Here is a 25,024-nt window from a genome sequence, read left to right as displayed (position 1 = left end):
AATTTATGTCTTATAATACTTGATGCCTAATAGTGAACAAAGCCTTAAGACAATGATTTTAAAGTTTTTTTATAAGTTATTTACATACTTGTCCCTATATATCTGGGGATAAGCACACACTTGACAACTTGTTCAAGAAAGTATTAATCGACTTTCCCCAAATCCCGACTGCTTTTCCAGTCTTATCTGTACGGGTATGCGTTCTTTTAACGCTTCAATATGGCTAATAATACCAATCGTTTTTCCAGACGCATGAAGATTATCTAAGGCATCTAAGGCCGTTTCTAATGTTTGTGGGTCGAGGGTGCCAAAACCTTCGTCTAAGAACAAGGAATCAATGCTGGTTTTATGAGAAACCAAGTCAGACAAGGCTAATGCCAAAGACAAACTCACCAGAAAGCTTTCCCCTCCTGATAACGTTCTTGTATCGCGCACCACGTCTCCTTGCCAAGTGTCGACAACCAATAAAGCCAACCCCTCTCCTTTGCGTTGCAACTGATACCTTTTATGCAACAATACCAGCCTTTGGTTTGCCAAATGGATTAAATGATCCAAGGTTAAACCCTGAGCAAAGCGTCTAAATTTTGCGCCATCTGCAGACCCGATTACATAATTTAGCTGATCTAGACGAGTAAATGCCTGTATTTTATCTTGCAAATGAGACTGAGCCTTTGAGTAGGATTGACGTTTTAACGCCTCTTCTTTTAGTTTCTGAGTCAACACACCCCATTGTCGATTTACCTGTGCATTTTTTCCATCTAAGGTCTCTAGTTTGGACTGATACTCAGCGAGTTGCGCTTCATCAACCGACAATCCGTCATTTTCAAACGGGCTTTCGCTCTGCAAACGCTGTTGCTCAACGGTCACTTCATGCATTAATGTGGTTATTCGGTGACGCTCTTCTAGCAAACTCTGATTACGCTTTTCTAATACCATAAGCGTCTGCTCATCTTGGAGCTGAGCGCGCCAATGAGAAGTACTCTCAAAGCCATTTTCACGCAAGGTTGCTTGCCACTCACTCTCCATTTTTTGCAGTGTTTGCTGAGCGCTTGCGATGGCCTCCTCAAGCAAGGTGAGGCTGGAGTTAATCCCAGCGAGTTTTGCTTGCAAGTCACTCTCATATTTTTGCGCTTGTTTTAGCACTTCTTCAGCTTGCTTTAAATCACTGTATTGCGCATCCGTTGCTTGTTGTAAATTTTTCCCATCAAGCAATTCATTCAATAGCATCTGGAGGCGACTTTTTTGCTCTACTAATTCAGCATACCGTTGAGCTAGGCTCTCTGCCTCACACTTTATGTCTAGCTCTTGCTGATAATAGCTTTCTAATGATTGATTCATTCGCTCTTGAGACGATAAAGCCTGCTGCAAATTGTCTGCCGCATTACGCCACTCTTTAATGCCATGCTGTGTATTCTTCAAACACTCAAGCAAATTGTCCTTGCTGTAATTTTTTGTCACCTCTAGGGCACACATCTTTGCCCATAATTGAGTGATTATGTCGTGTTGCTTTTGCTGGCCCTCAGCTAACTCGGCCTGAAATGTGTCTAATTTATGTTGTATCAGACTCTGTTCACTCTGATATTGCTGCAAGTTTCTCTGCTGATCGGACTGACGCTCTTTTTCTCTATCAAGCAGTGATTGCAAGTCCTGAACTTGCTGGTTCCAATACTTAATCTCCTCTGCCCCATCACTCATAGCGCGGCATTGAGCTTTTTTCTCTATGACCCAGCTTTGTAATTCAGTCAGATTATCAGGAGCCAACTGCCAACCAAGCACGGCCAGTTTCTCTTCCAGTTTTCGCCATTCATTAGCTTGCTGCTGGGCAAATTTCGCATAACTTTCTGCCATAATTTGCCGCTCACGCACAACTTCCCTTTGTTTGGCTGCCAGCTCTTGCCCCTGATCCTTGATGAGCTCTAGCTCACTTTCGAGCCGCATTAAATCTTCTTCATATTGCGAGTCAGTGTTTTGCCATGCACGTGAAAGGTTGTGCTGATTAGAGCCACACAGAGGACAATCCATATCTGCTGTTAGTGTTTCTCTTAGCTTGGTTAAGGACACCAGCTCACGCTCAGTTTTCACCAGTGCTTGCACATGATTAATATGCTGATTTTTCTCGGCATATTGCTTTCTCTGCTGTTCAAGCTTGATGGACAAGGCCTGCTCTTCTTCATTGAGAGTGTGCAACTGATTTTTTTGGGAATCTAGGTCGTTTCGCTTAGCATAGCTTTCTTGGACTCGCTGCCAGCATTCTTGAGCTTGGTCGCTTAACTGTTGGGTTTGGTGCGCCTTTTCCAGCCAGCTTGCGTAATCCTGCCCTGACATCTTTGCACTGAGTGTTTTCTGACTCTCATGCAACTGAGACGCTAATGCTTTAGAGTCATTATCAAGCTGAATCATACTCTGCTTTAAAGCCTCTAGTTGCCGAGAGACTCTAGCGCCATTTTCCAGCTCTTTATTTAGCTCACTCTCACGTTCAGCCTGATCTGCCTGCAAGAGCTGCAATTGTTCATGCTGATATAGCCATTGGGTTATTTGGCGCTCTACTTCTTCCGGTTGAAACCATACAGACACTTTCTTTTGCCAGTGCTCAGTTTGTAACTGCAACTGTTGCTGCTGCTCTTTTGACTGTAAGATGGATTCCGTAAGCTGCTTTAGCTGAGTGTTTTTTGTTTGCACCTGCAACCTTAAAGGCTCCAACTGTGCATTTAAACTTGTCAACTCATCCAGTTGTGGTTGAATGTGTGTTCGCACTTTTTCATTAAAGGCTGACCAAGCTGCTTGAGCTTGCTGCTCTTTTCGTTGAGCATCCACCAGCTCTTGTTTAGCGTCACGTTCTTGTTGCTGTAATGCTTGATGCGCTTCACTCGTTTTTTGGTAATCGCTCTTCAGCGAGGCACTAGCGGATATTGACTTTTCCAATTGTGCAAAGTCATTTTTCAGTACCTCTGCAAGCTTAGCGTTAGACAAAAGCTCTTTTTGCTCAGCAAATTCACTCTCTGCTAGATCCAGTTCTTTTGCATCTTGGGTGAGTTGAGCTTGCTTTGCATTCAGTTTGAGGGCATGTTCTAGCCAACTGACTTCTTTATGTAATTTCTGTAGCGCTACCGCTAAGGTTTTACTTTCTTGTTGGGCCTGAGTTTCTTGCTCTTGTAGCGCTAAGAAGTCTTCATTGCTGAGCACAGTGCTGGCTGCCAACTCCGATTCTATCTCTGTGATTCGACGTTTTTCTGTTTTGTGGCGCTCAAATACCCACTGAGAAACCTGACCGTAAATTTCAGTTCCCGTTAATTCTTCTAGTAAAGCCGCTCTATCATTAGCAGTGGCATTAAGAAAGGCAGCAAAACCGCCTTGCGCTAACATCATGGACTTTGTAAATCGTCCAAAGTCTAAGCCCGTAATTTCAGCTATTTTGCTGGTTTTTTCATTCAGTTTGGTTGTTAGAATCGTGCCATCATGCAAACAAAGCTCACAACTCATGGGTTGTAGCTTTCCGTCACTTTTACCTCGTGCCCGACGCTGAGCCCAAAAGGCTCGGTAAGCCTTCCCTTTCACCTCAAACTCAACTTCTGCTAAACAATCAGAAGTATGCCGAGTCATCACTTCGTTCTCGCTTGGAGAGACTTTAAGACGCGGGGTTTCGTGATATAAAGCCAAACAAATGGCATCTAATAAGGTTGACTTGCCCGCTCCGGTTGCCCCAACTATGGCAAACACACCCGCACTATGAAATGGCGGTTGTGTAAAATCTATGAGCCATTCTCCTTTTAAGGAATTAAGGTTTTTAAGACGCAGTTTACAGATTTTCATTCGCCCTCTCCTTGGCTTTCTTGTATCTCAATAAGGCAGTTTCGAAACAAGTCCTTCAGTTCTGCTTGCTCTTGCTCGGAAACCGACAAACCTTCTTCAAGAGCCTGATTAAACACCTCAGTCACAGATAGCTCGGCAAGCGTCGATTTATCTTGCCATTGCAGTTGCGTACTGATTTGTTTTTTTTGTCTAATAATACGCAATAATTCGATCGGTTTATCTTTTAAAACATGAGTCAGCTGCTTTTGAATATCGCTTATATAGTCATCTGTTTTCACCGTCACTTCTAACCAAAGCACACCTGACCCTGGTACCTCTAGGCTGGCAATTTGATCTGTCAGTTCAGCAATAGAGCCTGTTAAGCTCGCCATTTTTTGAAATACAGGTACATTTATAAGCTTAATGGCGTCATCTCGGTCTGTTAATAAGTCTAACTGAGTGTCTTGCTCATGATGGCCATTATTCTTCTTCATTAACTGGTCAGTATTCAGAATGACAACCGACTTATTACGTCCCAACTCGTCAAAGCTCAAAGGGATTGGTGATCCACTGTAGCGAATTCGGCCATCGCGACCCATTGACTGAGGTCTGTGGATATGCCCCAAGGCAAGGTAATCAAAATTCGGAAAGACCTGGGTGGGTAACGCCTCAAGGGTTCCAACATACAAGTCTCGGACAGATTCACTTAACTGCCCGCCTAAAGCCGTAAGATGTCCTGTTCCTATTATGGGCAAGGGCCGTTCTAAGAGAGCATTCTGGCTCTGAGCTAGACAATAAATTTTTTGATAAAAATCTGCTATCGCGTTGAGAAACGCCTGTTTCTTGTCCTTTTCTGATTGCCCAACCTTACTTCCTAAAATGTCTTTTGGTCGCAAATAAGGTACGGCACATAACCAAGCATGTTGCTTACCCGCACTGTTTTTTAATGGAATGAGATGTGCTTCTAGCTCTTGCCAGTTCACTTGAGTGATCACATGAGTATTGAGATAGCCCAATAAACTTTTTGACTCATTCAACATACTCACTGAGTCATGATTTCCTGCAAGAACAACTAACTGGCATTGACGCGCTTTCATGTCTAGTACCAACTGATGGTACATTTCCCGGGCATAGCTTGGCGGCGAGCCGGTATCAAAAACGTCTCCGGCGACAAGCACCACATCAACGTGGTGCTCTTCAACTGTTGCGAGGAGCCAATTAAGAAAAGCCCTATGCTCTTCTCGCCGACTCTTCCCCATGAAGTGCTGACCTAAATGCCAGTCAGAAGTATGTAGGATTTTCATTCATTCTCGTGATGATTAGCTAATAAAGTGAAGCTGGGATGCTCTGATACGCTGCGACCTTAACCAAGAAGTTAATGCTTGGTACGTATGATCACGCCCATGATACAGAACACAGAGATCCGTTATAGTGTTTCTTGCTATAAACTCGGAAAGCTTTTCTGACAGATCTGCCTGTGCCGAGAAATCGGCGTCAGATACCAGAGTATGGACGAATACGGTTGAGCAATTCTGTGACTGTAAGGCTTCATGCCAATAACCATCAAAAATGCGATTATCAGAAGCCAATAGAAGCACCACTGCCTTATCATCGAGCCCCCATTCATGGAGCAATCTGCCTTTTCTTTTGCCGAAAGTAGAGCTGATATACAGTTCTTGTGACGCTAACCCAGCAGCGTAAGCGCTTTGTAATGGAGGCGGAACTCCCTCAAGCGACACCACCACTTGTAGTGTTTCCCCGGGGGGATTAACAGCCATCACCTCTATATCATGGTCTTCTAGCTTAATAATCAGCTTATCGCCAAAACCATCATCACTTGGCCCAAACAAGGTTAATAAACAATGACTGCTATCCAGCTGGCTTTGAGATTGTAGAGCAAATTTCTGTGCCGGGGCAGGGCTTTTATAAGTTAAGCAGTAAGAACGTTCGACTTTAGTTTGGCAAGCATAAAGCCATTGTTGTGTGTCAATATCAAATAATCGACATGCCCCACAAGCCCCTGCTCGACAACCATGAGATATAGGCTCAGACTGGGACAATAAAGCATCTAGAAGAATGTCATCAGCATGAATAGAGAACAGCCTATCATCTATCTCTACACAAAACACTTCTTCATTTGATGACATCAAAGCCCCTCATTCTACTGCTCATTACTCTGTTGCTGGTGTTTCCCTCGCCAATGATTCTAATAAAGCGCACAATAAGCGCCAAAAGTCAGCGACGGACTCAATATCCATTCTTTCAGAAGGGGAATGTGCGCCGCGAATATTAGGACCGAACGAGACCATTTCCATCTGTGGATGTTTGCCCCCTATAATGCCACATTCTAATCCTGCATGAATCACTTTAACCTTCGCTTCTTGCCCCATTTCTTTAACATGCGTTGCTAAGAAGTGTTTCAATAGACCCGCATTAGGATCTGGGCGCCAACCAGGATAGGCATTATCAAAACTGACCTTTGCCCCCAGTTGAGAAAAAGCCGAATCGAGCAACCAGGCTTGATGATTAATGGCACTATCAATTAAGGAACGAACCAGATAGCAGGCACTGAACTGTAAAGCTTTCTCATGTTGAGCAGCCGTCATTCTCATGACCCCAAAGTTACAAGAGGTTTCTGTCACCCCTGGCAACGCAGAACTCATACGGTGCACCCCATGAGGACTAACATGCAAGCTACTAATCAACGCCAGAGTATCCGCACTCGACAGTTTCAAGCTAGCATCAACTTGTTCAAGTTCAATACGAATCGACTCTTCTATACCGGAATACTCTAGCTCAACATCGCACAGGTATTGAGCCACTATTTGCTCTACTTGTTTGAAAATAGAACCAGGAATGATAATGGTAGCGTAGGCTTCTCTAGCGATAGCATTACGTAAGGTACCACCAGACAGATCGGACAATTGAAATGACAGGCGTTGCTGCAATAATTTTAAAAGGCGAACCAACAGCACATTAGCACTACCACGACCTTTGTGTATATCTAAGCCTGAATGCCCACCACTTAGACCCGACACTCTCAGCTTCAGCGCGTATTCTTGAGCGCCTATAGAGTGCGCTTCAAAATGCTTCTCTACATTTATATCAACACCACCGGCGCAGCCAATGTATACATCTCCTCGATCTTCTGAATCGAGATTAAGTAAATATCGCCCTTTCAACACGCCCTCTTCTAATTGCAGAGCCCCTCTAAGACTGGTTTCTTCTTCAATGGTAAAAAGTGCTTCTATGGGCCCATGGCAGAGTTCTTGGCTTTCCAAGACGGCCATAGCCGCCGCCACTCCTATGCCATTATCCGCGCCTAAGGTTGTTTGCTTAGCCCACAACCAACCGCCTTTTATGTGGGTTTCTATTGGATCTTGAATAAAGTCGTGTGTTGACTCAGGCTCTTTTTGCGCCACCATATCAAGGTGCCCTTGCAATACAATTCCAGGGCTCAATTCCATACCCTCGGTTGCTGGCTTATAAATAATAATGTTACCAACAGAATCAATATGATGAGTTAACCCTAACGATTGCGACCAAATCACCAAGTAGTCTCGAATCGCTTTCTCATGAAAAGATGGCCGAGGAGTATTACACAGGGTTTGAAAGTGCTGCCATATAGCACGAGGTTGGAGGTTAAGCAGGTGTGCATTAGTCATAAATAACTCCTAAATGAGAACTGATCAACACGTTAGTCAATTCTCAAAGAACGAGCAATCGAATTATAAACTAGTGCTATAGAAAATTTACATAAACCTATTTAAGAGCATTTTTATAAGACACTTCGAAGGGTAAGTTGAGTCTTTTTAACTGGGCGAGTGCAACACTACCAAGCACCCCTTTGGGCGCGGCTTCCAGCACTACAAACCAATAATTAGCCATCATATTTTCAGCAAAAATGTGTGCTGTATTGGCATCGACACCCACCTTGATAAAGCGTTGCTCCATGCCTTCCATGACGACAGACATCTGTTGTTGATGAAAGCCTCCTTTGGACAAACTATCAAACAACACCAGCTGGGAAAATTCCGTAAACTGATCATAAAATTCAAACAGCACTTGCGCCATTTGAATTAAATATTCAACTGGTGAATCGCATTCTTGTTGATTTTGAGTTGCAGTTCTTAGCGCTATATCCATTTCATCGAAAAAGATATCTTTTACCAAAGACAGTTTATCAGGAAAGTGAGCAAATAAGGTTCCGACTGCAACATCTGCTTGCTGAGTAATGTATCTCGTGCTGGTTGCTTCAATCCCTTGCTGTAAGAAAGCTACTTTAGCTACTTTTTTAAGACGTTGTCGTGTAGAAGCTTTTTTTTGCTTGCGATCACCCATCCAAGGCTCCATTGAGTTTTTACTGAGTGTACCTTGCTTAAATACTAGGGAGAAGCATCTGGCAAAAATGATGTGACTAAGGTATCGCTACAAGTCTTTCTGCTAAATCGGACATAAAGTTTTCAATACGCTCAGCATTCATCCCAAAATCGCCTCCCCAGCCAACACGGGAGCTAGAGCGCATATCTACTCGAGTTTCGGATTTGATCTTAATAACACGAATAATCACATCATCACGGAACGCAAAAACAGGGGTTTGGGCCGTCGCTTCAAGTACACCAACACTATCATAGCGAGAAACCAGCTCCCAACCCCTCTCTTCTACTAGGCTGACAACTTGTGCGAAAACGGTTTGAACATCATGATGGGATATAACAGGTTGAATTTCTGGATAGTTCTCTTCTTGGATTGAAGCCCACTCTTCGTTATAAGACAAACTATTATCACTCGATTTACGAACAGAGCTAATATTCAAGTATGCTGGAGGGAGCATGGTATCCGTGGTGATATCATTAATCTTAGGATAGCTTATTTTTTCTAGATAATAGCTAAGCCAAAAGCCACTATAAATTGCGGAGGAAACAAACACTAAAATGAAGAAACGATTGCATCCCTTTGAGCATTTTTTATAACAAAGCAACATAGAAACTAGTGCAAGAGCCGCTAAAACAGAAGAAGAGAAGACACTCCACTTTAGCAAGTAAAATCCGGTTAACGGTTGAAACACACCCACTCTTACACCGGCGATAGATATGAAGGCAATACAACCAACTACGATTAGCAATACATACAAAAGTGGTGAGATATAACGACTCATATAAAACTCATATACCCAAAAACAACATTTCCACCTTAACTTGCCTTTTATAAAACAAACAGAAGAAACTTAAAGATTTTGCTATGATTCCTTTGTTTTTGCATAGTTTGCGTAATAACCTGCAGTAATAATGCCAATAAAGTGTTATTTTTAACTTAATTCAACTCTTTTTAAGTTAAGTACGAAGCAACAAATTTGCCTTACCGTCCGAAAAGAACTGCACTGCTTGCTTTTTTTTCCGACCCAACAAAATAGGACCATTGTCCATAAATAAAAAAGCCTTCCAACAACGTTGGAACACTCCCCATGTGGTCTCAAAGACCTGCTCATTATGGTTGCAAAAGTAGACTTTCGTGTCTTCATTCCAGTGAACCAAATGATCCAAACACTCTTGCGGCAATGCCTCATCTTCGCTGTCCCAAGCCTGCTCCCAGTTTACTACAGCTTGTGTTGCAGCCTCATTAGCAGGCCAATCATTCTCCGTAAGGTGATCTGGATGGATTTGCTCATTACTTACGTAGTCGCGCCATACATTGGCTGCATTAGAATCTGCTAGCCACTTAATTTGCTGTAGGTCTGCCGCCGATACTTGCGGATCTTGGCGCTTAAAAACCCAATATTTATTAAAATTTTCTAATGCCTGATACATGACACTCACTCGTGAAAAAAACTAATCTATTATGTGAAAAAGCTTCGTTTGTCATCCACATCCTTTATCCCTAAAATTCATTTTGTTGTAATAAAACAACATTTTCACAAATTTAAGAGGTATACATTATGGATTCTCAGCAACAATACGAAGCACTGCTTGAAAAATGGGGCTACGCAGACAACAGCCCTCAGGCTCGACACAAAAGAGCACTAAAAGCACAGCGCAAGCAAGCGATCAAAGCATTCATCGCAAGCAAAACCGCGCTTACACTTAAAGCTTTCCGCAAAATTTCAGTCCAACCACAAGGGTTGAAACAGAGTGCCCACTAAGGGTTTACTCTGACAACAAAATTATACCCGAAAATACACTTCAAAAGGGGAGTAAAAAAATAATCCCTCCCTTCCTTTCTTTATTCATATAACGTTATCATTCTTTAAACTCTTAATCTGAATAGAGACGACATGAAATTTTCTTACCAAGCCATAATTTTTGATTGCGATGGTGTCATAGTGGACACTGAAAACATCTCTAATCAAATCATGCAAGACATGCTCAAAGAGCTGGGACTTGAAGTCGAGACTAAAGTCATTCATGAAAAATTCAGCGGCTTTACAACTGAGAGCAATTTAAAAACCGCTGCCACACTATTAGAACGCCCCTTGCCTGATAGTTTTTTGCAAGTTTATAAACAGCGCTTTAAAGAAACCATTGATAGAGAACTTAAGCCTATTGAAGGTGTCACCAGGGTGCTGGAAAAAATCCGCAAGCCAATTGCAATGGCAACCAATGCAAATCGCCAAGAGATGAACGAAAAGCTCGCTAAAATAGGACTAACCGAGCGCTTTAGCACTCGATTTTGTGTAGAGGATGTTGCCAAAGGTAAACCGGCTCCAGACCTCTATCTTCGCGCCGCACAGGAATTAAAGATATCTGCGCAAAGCTGCCTGGTGATTGAAGACTCATTGGCCGGCATTAAAGCCGGTGCAGGAGCTGGCATGACAGTTTTAGCTTATAGCGCCACCATGGACAGCAAAGCCCAAAAAGAAGCAGGTGCAACCGCATGTTTTGAAACCATGTCAGAGCTTGAGACTCTGCTGGATTTGCATTAAGTTGAGTGGCCCCATGAGCATATTTACCTGGTCATGGGTGCCTAGTACTTTCAACTTAACCTATGATAAGCCGCACAGCTAATATACTAATAATCACTAGATAGACTCTAACTGCTTGAGTAAACTTTTAGGAATGGCTTTAATCGTTAAAGTCCCTGTGAGTTTATCGAACACCACCCCCTCCCCTAGTAAGTCACTGTCAAAACTTAAGGTAATTGCTCGGCTGCTACCAGAGTAACGCGTCAATTTCTTTAAAGCGGCCTTTTCTACAAATACTTCCTTATCTATAGCAAAGCTCTCTGATTCAGCTATCTCAAGGAACTTATTCGCTTGCTCTACTGAAAATCGTTCCTCAACTTGTGAGGCAATTTCCTTAAGCTCAACCGGCTCCCTTTCTTCTGCTTTAGATTGGCAGTGCTCAGAAATGGCTTTTTTGAACTCATTTGCTTGCTTAGTAGGCATTGACTCAGCCTGACAAAATGCTGAGGTAAGCTCCACTAACTTGCGAGTTTCCTTCGCCGCCACAACAGGCTCATCACAGCCAATGAATTGCGTAAAATATTCACTTTCTTGCTTCGGCGCTCGACCAAACCTAAACGAAATATAGCGCCCTTCGTCCTCGTCCTGCCATGCTGACAGGTTGATTCTGAGCGCCATATGAAGCTTATCCATTTCTATTTGCTCAACCTCAGAGAAACTCAAATCTTCCGCCAGACCGATTCCTTGTTTGCGCTTTAACAATACAATGTACAAAAATTGCGTATCATGCAATTCATAATGACTAAACCACAAAAGCCCACCTTGGGCCTCTTCTACCGGTTCAAGGTGTCGCAAATATTCCGCCGCACACTCTTTTGAAAAACTAAGAAAATCTGTAAATTTACTCTCTACAAAATATTTATTTAGCAAGCTAGGAAGCTGGCTACCTTCCTCACTTCCATGCGGGTTTGAAAAGCGGCCTGTGTTCATACCCGAACGATTGAAGAGATCAATCACCTTACTCGCCAGTGCCTCAGCTTGCATGTCAACTTTGTTTTCACTCGGACGAGCAATGAGTATAGCTTTGCGCTCCCCTTCATGTTTTTGAATTTCATGCACAATTAACTTGTTGATGGACACTCATAACCCCTTATGTATAGAATGATTGTTTAGAACCTTTTCAACACCAGCTTGCTTGCCGACAAAAATGCCACTTTTATAACTTATGATGAAATCAAAGCCTACCAAAAAAGAAAAACGCGAAGAGCTTAACTCTCAGGTAGAACAATTTCTAAAACAACATGGCGAAATTCATCAAGTACCAATGGGTGAATCAGGTTTAGTTGATGGCAAGTATAACACGGCCAGCTCCTTGTTTAGTGAGCCAAAAAAAACAAGAACTTCTTTAAACCATGTGATCAGCGCTATCCACGAACGAAAGTCGTCTACTAGCCAAACAACCTCCGCAAGCAAAGTGAAACCTCGTCGGAAAAAAAAGGTCATTTATGATGACTTTGGTGATCCGCTACGTTGGGAGTGGGTGGAAGAATAAGCCCTCTTAAAACTTTCTTAATTTGCAATAATTCTCTTAAGGCTGTATATTTTTCAATCGTTATAAAGTAACAAGAACATTATTAGGCTTCGATTTACATTAAGTTACAAAAAAGGCCATTTATTCAGCTTTCTATAGTGATATGAAATGGCAGTACATTTGTAAATATCTTAAAATCAAAGAAAGAGATTTGGTGGAGACTCAGTCATGAGCATCTTAAAGAAAACAATGGGCATTGCGAGCATATTGCTAACTTTTGGTGGGGTTGTTCACGCCGAAAGCTTATACAGCATGAATGTTCAAGCACGCCTAGTGGATTCTGATGGTGATGGTGTTATTGATGCTCGAGATCGTTGCTCTAATACAGAAATAGGTGCCGCAGTTGATAACTATGGCTGCCCTAATACCTCTTCAAAGCTTTTGTCAGTAGAATTAAAGATTCTGTTTGACTCCGGTGAAGCAGTAGTCAAGCCTAATTTTTACCCTGAACTCAAAAAATTAGCCACTTTCCTTACAGAAAACCCAAGTACTTCTGTGGTGATTGAAGGCCACACTGATGATGTAGGTAGTGTCGAAAGTAACCAACAACTATCTCAACTTAGAGCCAATGCAATAGCTAATGTATTAGTTGATAGTTTTCGTATTCGCCAAAGCAGAGTAAAAGGTATTGGTTACGGTGAGAGCCGCCCTATTGAGAACAACGACACTGAGGCTGGCCGTGAGAAAAACCGTAGAGTAGTTGCAGAAGTATTTGCAAGACAACATGCAGAGCAAAAGCGCTGGACCATTTATAGCGTTGACGATACCAGTAGCACAGCATTGAATGGCTTAAATTACTAACGCTTTCTAAGTTTAAGCCTATTACCTACCACATGAAATCCGCAAGACCCTTTTCAACCTTTCATTATTTTTTTACTTTATTGGTAATACTAACTGTAGCTGCTATATCTGCCTCTGCCGCTTATAACATTAGTCAGAAGGCACCTGAAACCCTAAGTATTCATTACGTAAAAATTTCAGAAAAGCTTACTAACCTTCAAATACTGTCTAATGAGCTTAAACAAGAGTTAGATCAACTAATACATCAAAAAGAGCACTTTGATAATCACAAATTATTCACCGTAATAAGCAAGATCAAAAACACTCTCCCTGAACTTTCTCGAGATATCAGTGCCTCCCCCCTTAACTCAAAACTAAAATCAAAATTATCTGCCTCTGCTAGAATGAGCCAAGACTTATCTGAAGACACACTATTAGAGCTTGAAGCTGAAAAACCTCGAGGCTACTATTGCCAAATTATTGAAATGAACCTACGTAAATTAGACCCTGAACTCACGTGGTTAGTGAGTACCACCAGTACAGAGCTGAGCAACGCATTACACTTGACCAACACAAACCATAAACAGCTTATCAAACACACTTGGCTATATTTCACTCTAACATTCATTCTAGTAACTGGATTAATCATCTGTATTGCTGTGTTATACATAAAAAATCGCCTACTCAACCAACACTCAATACTAGAATATCGAGCAAAAACACTAAATTTTGCTCACTTTGAAAAGCTAGTTAACCAGCAACTCGTTCGAAATAAAACACACTTCGCACTAATATTAGTACAGGTAAAGCCTAGACAAGGGTCTTTACGACGCAGGGAAAGCTGGAGGCTTATACAGGAATCAGCTCGCTTAGTCGACACCTTCACTCAGGGGGCAGACATAATTTCAGCACATGCTGCCAACGAGCTATGTGTGTTTAAAAGCGTCAATGACAAGGGTGAAGCATTTAGCTTTTGTGAAGAGCTGAGATATAAACTAACCGACTACTCTCTGAATGTCTCGAATAGCCAATATGGGGTCGAGGCCACCATTGGCTTTGACGTGCATGAACCTGATCATACAGCCCAATTTACGGATCTATTTGATCATGCTGAAGCAGCGTTAGAGCTAGCGATTCAATCTGGAGGCAATCAAAGCCGACTATATAACGACAATCTAGCTCTTTAAGTAGACGCTTGCCAATTTTTAAATTGCCATCCTTTACGATATACATTGTTTCTTAAAATTTTGCCCCTACATACTTTCTAAGTCGAAGTCTAATGCAACGGAGAGAGAAACTATGACTATTGAATACCTGCATGCCATGATACGCACATCTAAGCCAGAAGAGAGCCACGATTTTTACACTCAAGGCTTAGGCTTAATCAAAACTCGCCAAATGGACAGTGAAAAGGGACGCTTCTCTTTAATCTACTACGCGGCCAAAAAAGGCGCCCCAGAAGTTGAGCTCACCCACAACTGGGATGATAGAGAATACACTAATGGCGACCAATTTGGACACCTAGCTTTTCAGGTGGAAGACATTTATAAAGCATGCGAAACATTACAATCTTTAGGAGTCACCATACTACGCCCACCTCGTGATGGCCACATGGCATTCATTAAAGACCCAAATGGCATTTCTATTGAGCTGTTACAGAAAGGCAAACGCTTAGCACCTCAGGAGCCTTGGCTTTCAATGGAAAACACGGGGAGCTGGTAAAATAAAGAATGGGCTAGTTTACTAGCCCATTCTTTATAAAGTTAAGACATTCAACCTAACTGAATTAACTTTTAAAGTTTGCTAAATTCTCAAAAGCGGCGTTAAAGTACAATTCATAACCACTTTGTTCCACATAACCTAAATGAGGGCTGGCTAACACATTCGGTAAACCCAGCAAGGCATCTTCACTCACATCTATTAGCGGCTCCTTGCTATAGACATCAAGAGCAGCGAATTTCTTTGGGTTAGATCGCATTTCATCTAATAAAGCGCCCGCTTCAATAAGCTCCGCGCGGCTGGTATTGACCAATATAGAACCTTCTTTCATGACTTTTAAGTCATCAGCTCTAACACAATATTTTGTCGTGTCATTTAAGCGAAGGTGTAGAGTTACAATATCTGATCGGGAGAAAAACTCGTATTTGGATTCGGCCACTTGATGGCCATGAGATACAGCTAAAGCTCTTGAAGGCTCGCGCCCCCAAACCAACACTTTCATATCAAAGGCTAAGGCATATCTGGCTATTCTTTGCCCTATTTTACCGTACCCCCAAATCCCTAAAGTCTTCCCTTGTAATTTAGAGCCTAAACCTAAACTGCCATTTTGCTGCCATTGCCCTTTCTGAAAATGTGATACGTAAGCCGTTAAATGCCTTGAAGCGGCCATAATTAAAGTCCAGCAGAGTTCTGCAGGCGCGACGGGTGAGCCCACCCCTTCAAGAACCTCAACATTATATTGATTACATAGATCAACACTAATATGGTTACTCACTTTGCCTGTTTGACTGATCACTTTTAAATTCGGTAGATTTGCTAATAGGTTTTCGGTAATAACCGTTCTCTCCCTAATAAGCACAAGTGCATCATAAGTTTTTAACCTAATAATAAGCTCAGGTTCTGATAGAGCCTCATTCAAAACATCAACTTGATGACCTGAAAGTAACTTAAAGCACTCAAGATCTCTCACAACGTCTTGGTAATCGTCTAATACTGCTATTTTCATGAAAGCCTCTTAGTTATTATCATTTTTACTCAATATAAATTGATCAAAACTCACCTCTGGCAGAGGCTTACTAAAAAAGTAACCTTGAAATGTTGATACGCCCAGACCATCTAGAAAATCTAGTTGCACTTTGTTTTCTACCCCTTCAGCCACAACCTTAATAGAAAAGTTATTAGCCAGATCTATAATAGATTTGACCATGATTTTTGCTTGGGCATTTTCATAGCTATCCATCACAAAAGACTTATCTATTTTAAGCTCATCAATAGGAAATCGGTGCAAATAACTTAAAGAGGAGTAACCTGTACCAAAATCATCTAATGAAACTTTTACTCCCTTCTCCTTTAACTGAGCCAATTTTTGAGTAGCGTCTGTTAGATCATGAATTAAGACTGACTCAGTGACTTCCACCACTAGCTTGCTGGGATCAATTCCATAACGATTGACAATATCTAGAAATGTTTCTGCAAAACCACTTTGCCAAAGTTGTTTAGCACTAAGGTTAATCGATACTTGAATGTCTTTAGTGGTAGGAGAAGCCTGAAGTGTTTTTAATTTCTGGCAACTGGCATGCAAAACTTGATAACCAATATCAACAATCAAATTGCTTTCCTCCGCCTCTGATATAAAGTCACCAGGAAAGAGAAGGCCACGCTCTGGGTGTTGCCACCTTACAAGGGCTTCGGCCCCTAACACTTGGCCATATTTATTCACTTTAGGCTGAAAAAACACACAAAAATCTTGCTGACTAACAGATTTTTTTAAATCTTTAATAATTTGTCCTGAACGAGTTAGATCATTTTGCTCGTTAAGACCAAAAATTTGGGACTGATGCCCTCCTTTCATTTTAGATCGGTACATAGCAATATCTGCTAACTGCAATAAATAGCTTGTGGAAACTTGCTGATGCTGAAATACAATCCCGCCAACACTCATTGATATATCGTATTGGATATGCGAATGATCTACGGAATCATTTGAGAGAATATATGTTTTACAAATCTCATCAATTAGCTTTTCAGCAAAATGTCGAGTTTTATGAAGGGCTGACTCTTCATTTGAATCCACACAGGGGTTATAAATCACAAATTCATCTCCCCCAAAACGAGCTAAAGTGTCGTTTTTATGAACACTAGTGTTTAAACGTTGAGCGACTTTCTTTATAAGTTGATCACCAACATGATGTCCATAGCTATCATTTAGTAATTTAAAACGATCCAAATCCAAAAATAAAATCGCACTAAAGCAACTGGCTCCCCACTCTACCTCAAATTGCGTTTTTAAATGTTTCTCGAAGTGAGTGCGATTATATAAGCCAGTCAGTTGATCATAATATGCCAGTTTCTCAATAGCCTTCTTATTTTGTTTAAGCTCTGTGATATCTTGAACAATCCCAACTACCCACAATGGGTTTCCTTCAATATCGTATTCCGCTATGCGACCTCTATCCCAAAGCCATACTAGCTTACCATCCGGCCGAGTAATTCTAAACTCGATATTATATGGGATATTTTTCCCCACAAGATCACCAATGGCTTTTTGAACATATTCTCTGTCTTCAGGGTATATACAATTCTCGAACTCAATGAAGGTTTGATCACTTTTAGCAACACCGGATATCTTCTCCCACCAATGATTATGTAAAACCTCATTGGTATTGACATTCCACTCCCACAGCCCCTCTTGTGAAACATCTAAAACATGAGCTAAGCGATTACGATCCTTACTAGCCTCTTCTTTTAAACGCACCAATTCAGATACATCTTTTGCGAAGATCATTAGCTTTTTATTACCATTCACATCATAAAAAGGCAGTTTAATTGAGCTGTACTGCCGTTCTTTTTGACTTTTTACATCGTATGCGGTTTCTTGATCCTCAACCTTCTGCATGTGGGACAATACTTGCAAAGCACTTTGATGAAAGTAATTGGAGGTTTTATCGTCACCTGTTAACTCATAGTCATATCGACCAATCAGTTTAGGCAAAGAGGTTTCATAAATACTGAGCAAGGTGTGATTAGCATAAGTAAATTTAGCTTGGTGGTCTTTGACTAATACCACGTCAGAGTGTGAGTCTAATAGGCTTTTGAAAATGGTAAGGTGCTTGCTGAAATAGCGGTGTACTAGAACCAATAAAAAACTGGAATAAAGGGCTAAAGAAATAAGAAAAGATAGCCAAATATTAAGATTAGACTGAAGGTAATAAAAACAAACACAAGCTAACAACAAAGCAGGAGCAACCCGCTTAACTAAATCAAATACTTTATAACCCGTAATAGATGGCATAATGAATCCTTATTAATACCGACTAAATACCTTCCTATAATCAAATACATGAGTAAGGAGATATATTATTGATACTGTACAATACGGTTTTTTCCAGCCCCTTTAGCTTTATACAAAGCTTCGTCCGATTGCTTAAGAAGCTCACTAACGCCATTGTCACTTGGGTGTTTGTAAAAAGTAAATCCAACACTGATCGTATAATTCAACATTAAATCCATATGCTTTATTTGAGACTCTTCTGATAAGGCTCTAATTTTATCAAACACCTCGGTACATTCTTTTATACTATTGCTTGGCAATACAACGGCAAACTCTTCCCCACCAATGCGTCCTGACAAATCAGCCTTAGTAAGGGTTTGTCGCAATACATTAGAAAAATCCATCAATACTTCATCTCCTGCCGCATGCCCATAAGTATCATTAATCTTTTTAAAATCATCAAGATCAATAATAGCAACACCAAGCTGATCGTGGACAGAGTTAGCTCGTCTTAGCGCTTTTGAAAACTCGGTAAAAAAAGCATTGCGTGACAATAGCCCCGTAAGACCATCATAGCTCGCTAGAAAACGCTGTTCTTTTTCGAGTTGATCAATACGTATAATCAAGCCCAAAAAGCCCCAGCTGACAATTGGACAAACAATAATAGGAGTAATGATAGACAACACAATATTGTCTTGATTAACAGAAGAGCCAACTACCCACTTACTAACATAGGTTACCAGTAAGGAGGCAAAAATAGATACAAAGGTTAGCAATAGGGTCGTATTAAAGCGCCCGTATTTGATAACTAGATTTCTCATAATGAACAAATAATCCCTAATATAAAGTCTTCGCCATAAGAAACACATAGTAATTGTATGACAGTTAAACATGATGGGCTAGAAATTCCTAGCTACTGAATTACAAAGAGTCTTGGTAGTTTACTTTCAGACTTTTCGAGCTCTCAATTGATTTACAAACAATGAGATTATGATGATTACAATACCCAGAAATTGATGTAACTCGAGATTCTCTCCCACCAGAACAATGCCCAAAATAACTGCCGTAACTGGGTTCAACAAGGAGATCAAACCGAAGGTTGCTGCTCCTAACAGCCTAATGGCTTTCACAAATAACCAATAAGCCAGTGTTGTATTCAATACAACTATCCAAAACAACCCAGGTAACATATCAACTGTTGGTAGAATTGGAGGGCCGGTAAACCACCAAACAATGGGAACTAATAATGCACCGCCAATTATTAACTGCCAAGCAGCGACACCAGCCACATCTGAAATAACCCAACGTTGCATATTCAAACTTGAGATCGCAACCATGAGTGTCGCTAAGAGCGCTGCCGCCACTCCTATCATATCAACATCGCTATTAGGCCTAAGCAATATCATCACGCCAACTAATCCCAACGCTGCGCTGATAAGGGATTGCCTGCTTGGCGTAATTTTCGTAACTAACCACTGAATTAATACTATTTGCAAAGGCAAAGTCGCTCCTAACGTTCCAACCACGGCTCCTGGTAAACGATAAGCTGCAACCAATAACAAGACAAAAAATATGGCTATATTCATTACCCCTAGTTGTAATAATTTATGAAATGCCAGACTGGGTGAGCGCCTTACTATTAATAAAAGCAATAAACCTGCCGGTAGTGCACGCCATACGGCTAACCAGTAAGGAGACATATCTTGTAAGTACAAAGCAATTGCTGCATATGTACTGCCCCATAAGACTGGGACTATCATGGCCAACCAAAACATCATCACCCTCACTTTTATCTTTTTGAAAAGATATTTTTAAAAAAGTAATTGTACAACAACTACCTGATAAAGTATCTTTTAAAAAAGATACTTTATTATAGTTTGGGCACTCCTATGAAAGATCACGTTGATAAGATATTAACCCAATGGAAAAAACATAAACCTGAACTGAATTGCTCTCCTATGGGAGTGATGGGACGGGTTGAACGCATGGGAAAATTCATCGCACCTAATATAGATAACACCATCAACCAGTTTGGTTTAACACGAATTGAATTTGATATTCTAGCGACACTAAGACGCTCAGATAGTAGCCTCACCCCTACTCAGCTATATCAAGACACCATGCTTTCCTCTGGAACCATGTCGACGCGGCTAGAACACATTGTGAAGAAGGGTTGGATTGAGCGCTCAGCCAGTACTCATGATCGCAGGAGTTGTACCATCACATTAACAACTACAGGACTAGAACTGATAGACAAGGTACTTGCAGAACATGTAGAAAATGAAGCTCGCTTGTTAGCCTGTTTGTCGCAAGCGGAACAAGAGCAATTAGCGCATTTGTTAGGGAAATGGTTAGCGCATTATGAGAGCCAAGATCATATAAATTAGCCTTTTAGCTCCGTTGGTAAAAGACCAAAATTTTGCTTAAAAGCCGAAGTAAAATTACTTGCATGATTATAGCCTGCAATCAAAGCCGCTTCTTGGATACTCACCCCATCGTACCGTAAAGCCTTTCTGGAAGCCTCTAAACGACGATTTCTTAAGAACTGGGACAAACTCATTTTCAAAATATCTCGCGAGTAGCGCTGCAATGTCGCAGCGCTCATTGCTAAGTGCTCACTAATACCATCTAGACTCATATAAAGCACATCGTCACTGCGTAAAAATTCTTCAAATTGCCGTGACCTTCTATCACTGACACGAATCTTGCTCGACTGTCCTTGATTGGTTGCCTCAATCCAGCACGACATTAAAGACATAGCAAATCCTTGCCTTGCCATAGAGCAGTTAAAATCGGTTTGATTGTATTTTAAAAGGTGTTCGGCTTGCTGCCAGAACATATCAGGCAAGGCCCAGTCTTCTAAAGAAAAATGCTTATTGATTTCTTTAATAATCGGCTTTGAGTCCAATTCGTGCTTTTCAAACCAGTCAGGAGGGACGGACAAGTACAAAGCGGAACGTTGTTGGCCTTTATTAACCTTCATACTGCAAAGTTCTGGCTCACTAAAATTCATCAGCTTAGCATGATGGCTTTTACTCATTAGCTTGGTTTTATTCTCTCCAAAACGCATATCCATGGTACTGGAGAATAAAATGGCAATTTTGAAGTTGGGAGAAAGCTCCTCTTCAAAGCTAAAATCACACTCAGCTTTCGCATCGACCATATGAAATGTCATGCCAGAAGGTAAAGACTCAGTAATTACTGTCCCTTTTAATTTATCATTACCTTCTTTTATCTTTACTTTTTCCATATAAGCCCTACTAGCAGCTCACTCTAATTTCCTTGCCTACTTTTGAACAACTTTGCGCGTTTTGCATAAGAAATTGAGTGAATAGCATAAACATGATTGATTCGATGTATGAAATAATACGCCACGAGACTTACAAATGCAATTGATTCTCTTTTGCGTTATTAACCTTATATACAAAATTGTAATTATTTTACACTCTGCCTTAACAACAAAGGTCAACGAAATGAAAAGCTCTGTAAAAGTTAAACAACCTAATTTTGCCAAAAGCAAAATATCCAAGCATGCCACCTATGCAACACTTGCTTTAGCGCTAATTCCGTTTCCAAAAACACTGCTTGCTGCTGAAATCGAAAACAGCACGGCTCTACCTACCCTAACGGTGGAAGGAAACGCTTTGTATGATGCTTCATCTAGTGAAGAGTTAACAGGCTACAATGTTGAAGCAGCAACCGTTGGTACAAAAACCCCTGCGGCACTAAAAGACATTCCACAGTCTATCACTGTCATCACCAATGACTACATTGAAGATCGTGGCGCGGTATACCTTGATGATGTGACAAAAACCACACCAGGCCTAACAACCCTATCAAATGAAAGCGGCCGTTCATCTATCTTTGCCCGTGGGTACGAGTACGATGACCTTTTAATCGATGGTCTATCTGCTCCTGTTGGTAGCCAGCAAGGTACACTTCCTTCGCTAAGTGCCTTTGACCGTATTGAAATTATGCGCGGCCCATCTGGTCTGTTTAGTAGCACCAGTGAAATGGGTGGTATCATGAACTTGGTGCGTAAACGAGGTACTGAAGATACTCAAGCATCCATCAACATTGGTGCTGGCAGCTGGGGTAGATACCAGTTAGGTACCGACGTATCTGGCTCTCTTAATGAAGATGGTAGTGTTCGCGGACGCTTGGTATTAGATCAATCTAATGCTGCGAACCAAATAGAAGACAATGAAAATATTAGTCAGAGTGTTTATGCCACTGTTGAAATCGACTTGGATGATGACACTGAATTATCTGTTGGTGTACTACACCAAACCAAGGATATCGATACCAGTAATGGCTTACCAAGCTACGCTGACGGCACCTTATTAGATCTAGACACTTCTACTTTTTTCGGTGCTGACTGGAATGAGTTTAATGCTGAAAGTACGGACGTCTTTGCTGACTTAACGCATAGATTTGATAACGGTGGTCGTGGTCGTATCGCTGCAAGGGTATCAGATCGAACTTCAGACTTTGACTACGCCTATACAGGCAGTTCTGTAAACTCGGATGACAATATCACCAAATTTTCAGAATATGCCAGCGACATTGATCAGCAAGCAGTAGCTTTTGACGCCAGCTACAGTCAGCCTTTTGAAGCGATGGGCAATGTTAGCGAATTTGTGGTAGGACTTGACTACAAGAAAGAAAAGTCGACCCAAAATTCAAACATTTCCTCCGCGAGTGGCACATGGAATATTTATTCGTTTGACTCTTCTAGCTTAACGAAAGACTTGTTTAGCGTTACACGTACAACGAATTCTGATACTTCTGAACAAGAACAAGCTGTATACGGCAAGCTTACTTTTCGCCCTATTGAAAACCTAGCTTTGATCACGGGCGCACGCGTCAGTAACTACGACCTAGATACAGGAACCGATACGGCTACGGGTTCTCACGTCACACCATACGCAGGTCTTGTATACGACTTAACTGACTCTCATGCGCTTTACGCCAGTTATTCTGAAGTATTCAAACCACAAGATTCTGTTGATGAAAATGGAGATTTTATCGATCCTCGTGAAGGTGAGCAGGTTGAATTTGGTATTAAAGGAAGCTACCTAAACGGCCTACTTAACAGCCGCCTAACAGCTTTCCAATTAACGGATAAAAACCGTGCAGAGCAAGTTGACGGTGAAACCTACTATGAAACGACGGGTGAATACCAAGTACGTGGTTTCGAAGCTGAAATCGCAGGTCAATTTGGCCAGTGGGATACCATCTTGGGCTATACCTACATGCAAACGAAAGTACTATCTGGAAGCACAAGCCGCTACTTCTCGCTTATGCCGGAACACAACTTCTCAGCTTGGTCTAAATATCGCTTTGAAGCACCGGAAGAATCTTTGCTCAACAACATGACAGTTGGCGCTGGTCTGACTGCAGTGAGCGATTTTGCAACATCTGACGGTAGTGTGAAAGGTGCAGGCTATGCCACAGTTGATGCATCTGTTTCTAAACAGATTAATGACAATCTTAAAGTTTCATTTAATATAAACAACTTATTTGACACTAAGTATTATGCACGTGTTGGTGCAACAAGTACCTTCAACTTTTACGGGCCATCTCGTAACTTTATGGCAAATGCCACTTACTCATTCTAAATTGATTCCCTTTATTTAGAAGCAGTAAAGCTTAAGGAGCTGATTCATCAGCTCCTTTTTTTTGCCTACAACATTCTCAAACAGACATCTGCTGTTGCAGTTTTTGGATGATATGTTCACCAATCGGAAATGCACTGGTGGCTGCTGGGGATGGTGCGTTACACACATGTAAGGTGCGAGGGGATTGAGCGAACAAAAAGTCGTGCACCAAACTACCGTCTTTCATAACCGCTTGGGCACGAATGCCCGCTGGATAATCTTCTAAGTCTTCAAGCTCGACCAGATCACAATATTTTCTGACTTGCGAAAGATAGCCTGGCTTATACCAAGAGTTTTTGGTTTCGATCAAACCAGTGCGCCAATATTGAGCAATCAGCTTCCAAAAGCCTGCAAAGCAAATCATATCAAGTATATCTCTTAGGCTAATATTAATGCGTCCATAACCTTCTCGTTTCCAGCCTTGCACGGCGTTTGGCCCTACCGTCACTGAGCCGTCTATCATGCGGGTGAGATGCACCCCTAAAAAAGGTAAATCTGGGTCTGGAATCGGATAAATAAGGTGATTTACAAGCTTATTGTGTTTAGCGGGCAACTTATAATACTCGCCACGAAACGGAATAATTTGAAAGTCTGTGTCTATGCCTAACATCTTAGTTAGACGGTCTGCCATTAAACCACTGCAACTTACTAAATAACGGGCGCACACCACATCATTGTTCAACTTGATGATGACCTGCTCATGACTTTCAGAAAGGTCAATCACCCTGCTGTCTAGCCAAAGCTCGCCACCTGCCTCGACAAACAACTCTGCTAGTTTTTTACAAATATGCTGATAATTGACTATGCTAGTAGAGGGGACAAACAGAGCGCCCAGCCCTTTCACATTCGGTTCACGCTGCTTTAACGCTGGCTGGTCTAACTGTTCAACCTCTAAATTGTTTTGCTGACAACGCTGATAAAGTGCTTGCATGCGCTCAACTTCTTTATCATTGGTTGCGACTAACAGTTTACCGCATTGATCAAACTTGATCTTGTGCTGCTGGCAGAATGCCTTGGTGGCCGCAGCGCCTCGCTGGCAAAAATCCGCTTTCAAGCTGCCCGGAGCATAATACACACCAGCATGTATTACTCCTGAATTATGGCCCGTTTGATGGCGCCCCACATCACTTTCTTTTTCGATAAGTAAAATACGATAATCTGGGTATTGCTGTATTAATTGCCACGCGGTAGACAAACCAACAATACCCGCACCAATAATGGCAATATCGTAATGAGAGGATTTAAGCATAGAGCGTCACTTTGACCTTATGAGTGTGATGAAGTTACGTTAATTTAGCAATGTACCTCTGCTCGGG

The 25,024-nt window shown here is 41.5% G+C and carries 22 protein-coding genes; 8 read left to right on the top strand and 14 right to left on the bottom strand.

Going from position 1 to position 25,024, the window contains the following annotated elements; genetic code table 11:
* Positions 1 to 132: 132 nt before the first annotated feature.
* The 7 genes from ACYVGZ_RS01790 to ACYVGZ_RS01760 all read right to left on the bottom strand — a co-directional run bounded on the left by ACYVGZ_RS01790 (position 133) and on the right by ACYVGZ_RS01760 (position 9,596).
* A complete protein-coding gene (locus ACYVGZ_RS01790; RefSeq protein WP_460750344.1) occupies positions 133 to 3,810 on the bottom strand; it encodes an SbcC/MukB-like Walker B domain-containing protein in 3,678 nt (1,225 codons plus the stop codon).
* On the bottom strand, positions 3,807 to 5,093 hold the full coding sequence (gene sbcD / locus ACYVGZ_RS01785) for an exonuclease subunit SbcD (protein WP_460750341.1): 1,287 nt from the start codon (positions 5,091 to 5,093) through the stop codon (positions 3,807 to 3,809). Before sbcD ends, ACYVGZ_RS01790 begins: the two co-directional genes overlap by 4 nt.
* 15 nt (positions 5,094 to 5,108) lie before the next feature.
* On the bottom strand, positions 5,109 to 5,936 hold the full coding sequence (locus tag ACYVGZ_RS01780; protein ID WP_460750338.1) for a 2Fe-2S iron-sulfur cluster binding domain-containing protein: 828 nt from the start codon (positions 5,934 to 5,936) through the stop codon (positions 5,109 to 5,111).
* A gap of 24 nt (positions 5,937 to 5,960) precedes the next feature.
* Positions 5,961 to 7,454 carry an aminoacyl-histidine dipeptidase gene (locus ACYVGZ_RS01775; protein ID WP_460750335.1) on the bottom strand — a complete coding sequence of 498 codons (1,494 nt, stop codon included), beginning with the start codon at positions 7,452 to 7,454 and terminating at the stop codon, positions 5,961 to 5,963.
* A 97-nt stretch (positions 7,455 to 7,551) separates the two neighbouring features.
* On the bottom strand, positions 7,552 to 8,130 hold the full coding sequence (locus tag ACYVGZ_RS01770) for a TetR/AcrR family transcriptional regulator (RefSeq protein WP_460750332.1): 579 nt from the start codon (positions 8,128 to 8,130) through the stop codon (positions 7,552 to 7,554).
* Positions 8,131 to 8,206: 76 nt separating this feature from the next.
* Positions 8,207 to 8,947 (bottom strand): DUF1499 domain-containing protein, encoded by a 741-nt coding sequence (locus tag ACYVGZ_RS01765; protein WP_460750329.1) that lies wholly within the window; start codon positions 8,945 to 8,947, stop codon positions 8,207 to 8,209.
* Positions 8,948 to 9,122: 175 nt separating this feature from the next.
* Positions 9,123 to 9,596, bottom strand: coding sequence for a DUF2947 family protein (locus tag ACYVGZ_RS01760; protein WP_460750326.1), 474 nt, complete (start codon positions 9,594 to 9,596; stop codon positions 9,123 to 9,125).
* A gap of 128 nt (positions 9,597 to 9,724) precedes the next feature.
* Between ACYVGZ_RS01760 and ACYVGZ_RS01755 the strand changes: the two genes are divergently transcribed.
* On the top strand, positions 9,725 to 9,928 hold the full coding sequence (locus tag ACYVGZ_RS01755) for a hypothetical protein (protein WP_460750323.1): 204 nt from the start codon (positions 9,725 to 9,727) through the stop codon (positions 9,926 to 9,928).
* A 132-nt stretch (positions 9,929 to 10,060) separates the two neighbouring features.
* Positions 10,061 to 10,708: an HAD family hydrolase gene (locus ACYVGZ_RS01750; protein WP_460750321.1), complete on the top strand. Its 648-nt coding sequence runs from the start codon at positions 10,061 to 10,063 to the stop codon at positions 10,706 to 10,708.
* A gap of 96 nt (positions 10,709 to 10,804) precedes the next feature.
* Here the strand turns inward: ACYVGZ_RS01750 and ACYVGZ_RS01745 are convergent, their stop codons facing one another.
* Positions 10,805 to 11,827 carry a nucleoid-associated protein gene (locus ACYVGZ_RS01745; protein ID WP_460750318.1) on the bottom strand — a complete coding sequence of 341 codons (1,023 nt, stop codon included), beginning with the start codon at positions 11,825 to 11,827 and terminating at the stop codon, positions 10,805 to 10,807.
* 85 nt (positions 11,828 to 11,912) lie between these two features.
* On the opposite strand from ACYVGZ_RS01745, the gene ACYVGZ_RS01740 reads away from it, so the two are divergent.
* The 4 genes from ACYVGZ_RS01740 (at position 11,913) to ACYVGZ_RS01725 (ending at position 14,780) form a co-directional block, all read left to right on the top strand.
* Positions 11,913 to 12,239: a hypothetical protein gene (locus tag ACYVGZ_RS01740; RefSeq protein ID WP_460750315.1), complete on the top strand. Its 327-nt coding sequence runs from the start codon at positions 11,913 to 11,915 to the stop codon at positions 12,237 to 12,239.
* Between the two features lie 207 nt (positions 12,240 to 12,446).
* Positions 12,447 to 13,079, top strand: coding sequence for an OmpA family protein (locus tag ACYVGZ_RS01735; protein ID WP_460750312.1), 633 nt, complete (start codon positions 12,447 to 12,449; stop codon positions 13,077 to 13,079).
* Positions 13,080 to 13,111: 32 nt separating this feature from the next.
* Positions 13,112 to 14,245 carry a GGDEF domain-containing protein gene (locus tag ACYVGZ_RS01730; RefSeq protein WP_460750309.1) on the top strand — a complete coding sequence of 378 codons (1,134 nt, stop codon included), beginning with the start codon at positions 13,112 to 13,114 and terminating at the stop codon, positions 14,243 to 14,245.
* A 112-nt stretch (positions 14,246 to 14,357) separates the two neighbouring features.
* A complete protein-coding gene (locus tag ACYVGZ_RS01725) occupies positions 14,358 to 14,780 on the top strand; it encodes a VOC family protein (RefSeq protein WP_460750307.1) in 423 nt (140 codons plus the stop codon).
* Positions 14,781 to 14,844: 64 nt separating this feature from the next.
* Here the strand turns inward: ACYVGZ_RS01725 and ACYVGZ_RS01720 are convergent, their stop codons facing one another.
* The 4 genes from ACYVGZ_RS01720 to ACYVGZ_RS01705 all read right to left on the bottom strand — a co-directional run bounded on the left by ACYVGZ_RS01720 (position 14,845) and on the right by ACYVGZ_RS01705 (position 19,826).
* Positions 14,845 to 15,783, bottom strand: a complete 939-nt coding sequence (locus tag ACYVGZ_RS01720) for a D-2-hydroxyacid dehydrogenase family protein (RefSeq protein WP_460750304.1) — start codon at positions 15,781 to 15,783, stop codon at positions 14,845 to 14,847.
* Between the two features lie 9 nt (positions 15,784 to 15,792).
* A complete protein-coding gene (locus ACYVGZ_RS01715; RefSeq protein WP_460750300.1) occupies positions 15,793 to 18,069 on the bottom strand; it encodes a sensor domain-containing protein in 2,277 nt (758 codons plus the stop codon).
* Between the two features lie 65 nt (positions 18,070 to 18,134).
* Positions 18,135 to 18,869, bottom strand: a complete 735-nt coding sequence (locus tag ACYVGZ_RS01710; protein WP_460750297.1) for a diguanylate cyclase — start codon at positions 18,867 to 18,869, stop codon at positions 18,135 to 18,137.
* A gap of 126 nt (positions 18,870 to 18,995) precedes the next feature.
* Positions 18,996 to 19,826 (bottom strand): DMT family transporter, encoded by an 831-nt coding sequence (locus ACYVGZ_RS01705; RefSeq protein WP_460750294.1) that lies wholly within the window; start codon positions 19,824 to 19,826, stop codon positions 18,996 to 18,998.
* A gap of 111 nt (positions 19,827 to 19,937) precedes the next feature.
* Between ACYVGZ_RS01705 and ACYVGZ_RS01700 the strand changes: the two genes are divergently transcribed.
* Positions 19,938 to 20,435 carry a MarR family winged helix-turn-helix transcriptional regulator gene (locus tag ACYVGZ_RS01700; RefSeq protein WP_460750291.1) on the top strand — a complete coding sequence of 166 codons (498 nt, stop codon included), beginning with the start codon at positions 19,938 to 19,940 and terminating at the stop codon, positions 20,433 to 20,435.
* On the opposite strand, the gene ACYVGZ_RS01695 is transcribed toward ACYVGZ_RS01700, so the two are convergent.
* Positions 20,432 to 21,298 (bottom strand): helix-turn-helix transcriptional regulator, encoded by an 867-nt coding sequence (locus ACYVGZ_RS01695; RefSeq protein ID WP_460750288.1) that lies wholly within the window; start codon positions 21,296 to 21,298, stop codon positions 20,432 to 20,434. The genes ACYVGZ_RS01700 and ACYVGZ_RS01695 overlap by 4 nt on opposite strands.
* A gap of 223 nt (positions 21,299 to 21,521) precedes the next feature.
* Between ACYVGZ_RS01695 and ACYVGZ_RS01690 the strand changes: the two genes are divergently transcribed.
* The gene (locus ACYVGZ_RS01690) at positions 21,522 to 23,669 is read left to right on the top strand and encodes a TonB-dependent siderophore receptor (RefSeq protein WP_460750286.1); all 2,148 of its coding nucleotides are present in this window, start codon (positions 21,522 to 21,524) and stop codon (positions 23,667 to 23,669) included.
* 76 nt (positions 23,670 to 23,745) lie between these two features.
* Here the strand turns inward: ACYVGZ_RS01690 and lhgO are convergent, their stop codons facing one another.
* Positions 23,746 to 24,957 carry an L-2-hydroxyglutarate oxidase gene (lhgO, locus tag ACYVGZ_RS01685; RefSeq protein WP_460750284.1) on the bottom strand — a complete coding sequence of 404 codons (1,212 nt, stop codon included), beginning with the start codon at positions 24,955 to 24,957 and terminating at the stop codon, positions 23,746 to 23,748.
* Positions 24,958 to 25,024: the final 67 nt, after the last annotated feature.

The sequence above is a fragment of the Marinomonas epiphytica genome, assembly GCF_054780655.1.
Note: the sequence above shows the minus strand (reverse complement) of the source record. Positions and strands in the feature narration are given on the sequence as shown.